This window comes from Ruminococcus sp. (genome assembly GCF_017650195.1).
Lineage (GTDB): Bacteria > Bacillota > Clostridia > Oscillospirales > Ruminococcaceae > Ruminococcus.
In genome coordinates this window covers 1-4,281 of record NZ_JAGCFH010000042.1, presented here as the reverse complement: position 1 = coordinate 4,281, position 4,281 = coordinate 1, and the positions used below count along the sequence as shown (strand labels likewise).

The 4,281-nt window shown below is 44.2% G+C and carries 3 protein-coding genes; all 3 read right to left on the bottom strand.

Annotated elements, in window-relative coordinates; genetic code table 11:
- Nucleotides 1–1,054: leucine-rich repeat protein (locus J6U00_RS01885; protein WP_296578082.1), on the bottom strand; the 1,054-nt coding region annotated here is incomplete at its 3' end.
- Between the two features lie 264 nt (nt 1,055–1,318).
- The gene (locus J6U00_RS01880; protein WP_296578079.1) at nt 1,319–2,956 is read right to left on the bottom strand and encodes a dockerin type I domain-containing protein; all 1,638 of its coding nucleotides are present in this window, start codon (nt 2,954–2,956) and stop codon (nt 1,319–1,321) included.
- A 251-nt stretch (nt 2,957–3,207) separates the two neighbouring features.
- Nucleotides 3,208–4,281 (bottom strand): leucine-rich repeat protein (locus J6U00_RS01875; RefSeq protein WP_296578077.1); only part of this gene is annotated, 1,074 nt, incomplete at its 5' end.

Here is a 4,281-nt window from a genome sequence, read left to right as displayed (position 1 = left end):
TGCCAAGTCCTGTCACCTTTGTGATAAGCAGCCTCCTGAGCTCCACAAGATCGAACACATCAAGCCTGTCATCTTTACAGAGATCAGCAGTATTCCAGTCTTTCGACTTTATTTTTCCGCTTCCTGACAGCCACCTTTGAAGCAGTACAAGATCGGCGATACTAGTTTTTTTGTCGCCGTTAACGTCACCCATTATGTGTACAGGTGCTGTGTATTCACTTACACGCTTTATTGCACTGTTCATTCCGAATACTTGCGTATATTCCTCCATGAATCCGTCATAGTTCTCATCGGGCAGATACACAACGGGCTCATCGCCACCGGTGTAAATAAAAGATAGCGGATCGTAGCTCCAGTCGCTGTTCACTCCACATTCATTGCTTTTTTCTATGGCTTTGGTGCTCTCCAGAACGATACTTTCAAGGTGCTCACACTGCATAAATGCTATTCCAATATTTGAGACATTCTTCGGTATAGTTATGGTCTCAAGACAGGTGTTGCCAGCAAAGGCTTCATCGCCTATAGATTCAAGGGACTCCGGCAAACAGAATACAGATATCTCAGTTCCTGAAAAAGCAGAAGTTTCTATTTTTTTCAAGCCCTCGGGTAGATTCACAGCTACAAGTTCTTCTGCACAACTAAAGGCATACTGGTCTATGATCTTTACAGTATCAGGCACATCAAAGCGCCTGTCAGATCTGCCCTGCGGATAGCGTACAAGTCTGTCCATATCCTTGCTGTAGATAACACCGTCAACCGAACACAGATAAGGGTTATCCTCAGCTACATAATATGCTGCTGCGGAGCAGTTTGACGCGTAAAAGGTCTTAACGGTATCAGGCAGGATAACTGATGTTATGTTTCTATTCCTGTCTATATAGACCTCTGTTACTATTCTGCCGTTGTATTCCTTGGGAACGATCACGTCTCCCGAATAAGAACTGTCAAGAAATAACGAAATATCCCTGTCATCTTTCATGCCGACCATGTAAGGCTCAACGAGAGGCTGGAAAAACAGTGTTGCGGCTGCCGCTGCTGCAATAAGTCTGTTCATAGTATTCACCTCTTTTTCACACGATACGGTAATGTATACTATATATTAATTATACCGCATACACTATGTATAATCAACTCATATAGATCAAAGGTTACATACTCTTAATAATATATAGTGTCAATGCATAAAAGCAGCATTTTAAACTTGTCTATAATGATTATGATTTTTTCTATGTGTAGATTATGAGCAGAAGGATACAGAATGATCCGGTCAGAAGAGTGACCGGATCAAATACACATGATTTTTAACTTGGATACTGCATTAATTGCCGTTATTGTTTTTGATAGTTATGGTGTAGGAGTTATTTTTCTTTTCGCCGATCTCTATGGTCAGATCTGTTTCTATAGTTTGTCTGCCTTTACTGTCGTACCAGTGGAAGCCTGTGATCTTTCCGTTTATGATATCTCCTGTTTTGTAGATATTATCCTTTTTTTCGTCGTCAATGAGTCTGATAAAACGTCTGCCAGCGTAATTATCGGTAAACTCCGAGCCGCTTGCGTAACGGAAGGACGTCCACCAGCCGTTGTTGTAAAGTGAAGCTTCAACGTGATATATCCTTATTCCTTCACCTATACTTACATACCACGGCGGAGCGCTGTTGTTGGCGTCCTTTGTGGTATATTCGATCATCATATACTCGCTGTGATAACGGCTGTCGAGTTTGCCGCAGGGAATGATGACGGTATTTCCGTCAGAGGACTGAGCATTGTGCAGAGTAAAGCTCTGCGTTCCTGCTGATGTGTCATAGACCTTTACCTGATCGGTCCTGTACCAGCCAAGGTGCAGCTTTGACACGCAGCTCAAATCACCGCCTGTGTCATCCATAAGCTCACTGCCTGCAGTTCCGTGCAGTCCGTCAGCGTCTTCGGAGCTGTCATAGCGGTAATAATCCGGCAAGCCCATACAGTGACCTGTTTCATGGCTGAGGGTAGAAATAAAATCACGGTAGTCCGAGGGAGAATTTATCTGGCAGTTGCCTGTGATCATATGACCTATTTTCATGCCGTCGTAGGAATAATTGTTATCCGCGAACTGAACTGACGCTGGCCACCATGTGTCACTGCTTGCCTGCCCCGGAACGATAAGTGTTATAGTGTCAATGTAGCTGTCGTTATTGCCGTCGAAATCGCGAAAGTCAATCTCGCTGTCAAGAGCCCTGCACGCTTCGGTCAGCAGGGCTTTCTGTCCAGGCACTCCCTTGTAGGAGTTTACGGATCCTTGCGTGCTGTAGTGGTAAGCCCTGCCGCTGAGCTCGAGAGCTCCCTTTGAGGAACGTTTGAAGAAAGCCGATATGCTTTCCCATGGGTATAGTCGGCTGTTGGTATCTTCTTCGCCGAAGGCTATTTTCTCTATCTCCTTTGAGCTGGGGAGATATTTGAACTTACAGTCAGTAAAATCTGCATAGATGATAAGCATTCTGCCGGTACCCTGAGAAGGCATAAATTTATAGACATCATTGACAGAGGCTCCTATGAACTCGCTGTAATTTTCAAGGGGATCTTCGTGGACGGTGTATCCAGTTTCCCACTGCCAGACCCAGAGGGGGCTGTTATTCACAATGGCTTGTCTGAGCTCCACAAAGTCAAAAACATCTACTGCTCCGTCCTGATTTATATCCGCAGTAACGAAGTATTCATCTGCCTGAAAGCCGTCTGCTCCGTGGATACCGATGAAAGAAGCCTGAACATGATAGCTGTTGCTGTCAGTCAGTGGTTCTATACCGAGCAGATGCCGTTTCATGATGACAAGGTCTGCCATGTTCAGCTCCTGATCGTTGTTCAGGTCGCCCATATAGCCGATATGCACCCATTCAGCCGAAGCTGAAAGCGGTGCGGCAGCCGGAAGGGCAAGCGCAGCGGAACAGAGCAGGGAAAGTATACGGCGCTGGGATGTTCCCATAGTAGATCCTCCTTTTTATCTGGATATTCACCTATATTATACAATATAAAGCTGAAAATGTCTATAGATGCTGGATATATAAAGTTGCAAATGTCTATAGCTACTGCATATATACTGTATTACCGGCTATTACGTACTGATGAAATAAAAAGAGCAGACGATACTGTCCGCTCTTTTTATTTAAATATGAATATGCAGGGAAATGATCAAGCCTGATTTGGGGAGTTCCTCTTATATGGGGAGCTTTTATATCAGTCGAACTTTACGTCCTTGCCGAGCAGATACTCCTGTATCCTCAGTGCGTCGTTTGATGTGATCCCCGAAACAGTCTTGTCAACATCGCCGTTGGTTATGCCCTGCAAGGTTATGTGTTTTTCAGCAGTGCCGTTAAGGCCGTATTTATCGGGATTTGCAAGAGCCTGCATTATGATAACTGCGTCTGCAAGGTCAATAGTACCGTCACAGTTGGCGTCTCCGGGACGTTCTGACAGATTTTCGCTGAATGGAATGAAACGATCCTGCATTTTGGCATTGATCATGTACTCCTCGGCAGTTGAATCCTTGTAGCCGTACATATGGTCAAAGGTGCCTGCGAATGCATCTTTGTCGATCTCACAATCGGGATTCATTATCTTTATGCTTATCTCGCCTTCAGGCTTGGGTATAGTTATTTCTCTATTGGTAAAGCGGGGATCACGCCATATATTAATGTCAGTGTTTTTTCGTGAGTACAACGAACAATACGCTTCCTTGCCCACAGACTTTATACTCTCAGGGAGGATAAGAGAATTGATCGTAGTTCTATAGAAGGTCATGTCCTTTATTTCTGTAAGAGAATCCGGGATATTGACCTCATGGAGCAGATAGCAGTTTTCAAATGCCGCCTCGCCGAGCTCGGTAAGTCCTTCGTTCAAAGTGACCTTTTTCAGAATAGCGTTATCTGAAAAAGCTTCCTTTCCGATAGTTTTAAGTCCTTTTCCGCATCTTACCTCTTCAAGGCTGTAGTTGGCTTCAAAGGCACCTTCTCCTATGGATTCAAGGCTGTCCGGAAGCTCAAGGACTTTATTTTCGCATGAAAGAGCAAAAGCAGAATCGCCTATAGTCTTAAGCTTGTTTCCTAATACAATATTGTTGAACGAGCAGTGATAAAATGCACGCTCATCTATTGTTTCAACGTTCGGAAGTTCAAGAGTGCCGCGAAGCCTGTGACACATATCGAAGGCACTTTCTTCTATATTCTTTATATTTTTTCCGGACTTGATATATCTGAGAGCTTCGCAGTAATAAAATGCATAACTTTCGATTGTTTCAACTCCGTCGCCTAT

What these genes read in the sequence shown, in the direction of transcription:
- J6U00_RS01880 (WP_296578079.1), bottom strand. Translation starts at nt 2,956, where the DNA reads ATGGGAACATCCCAGCGCCGTATACTTTCCCTGCTCTGTTCCGCTGCG.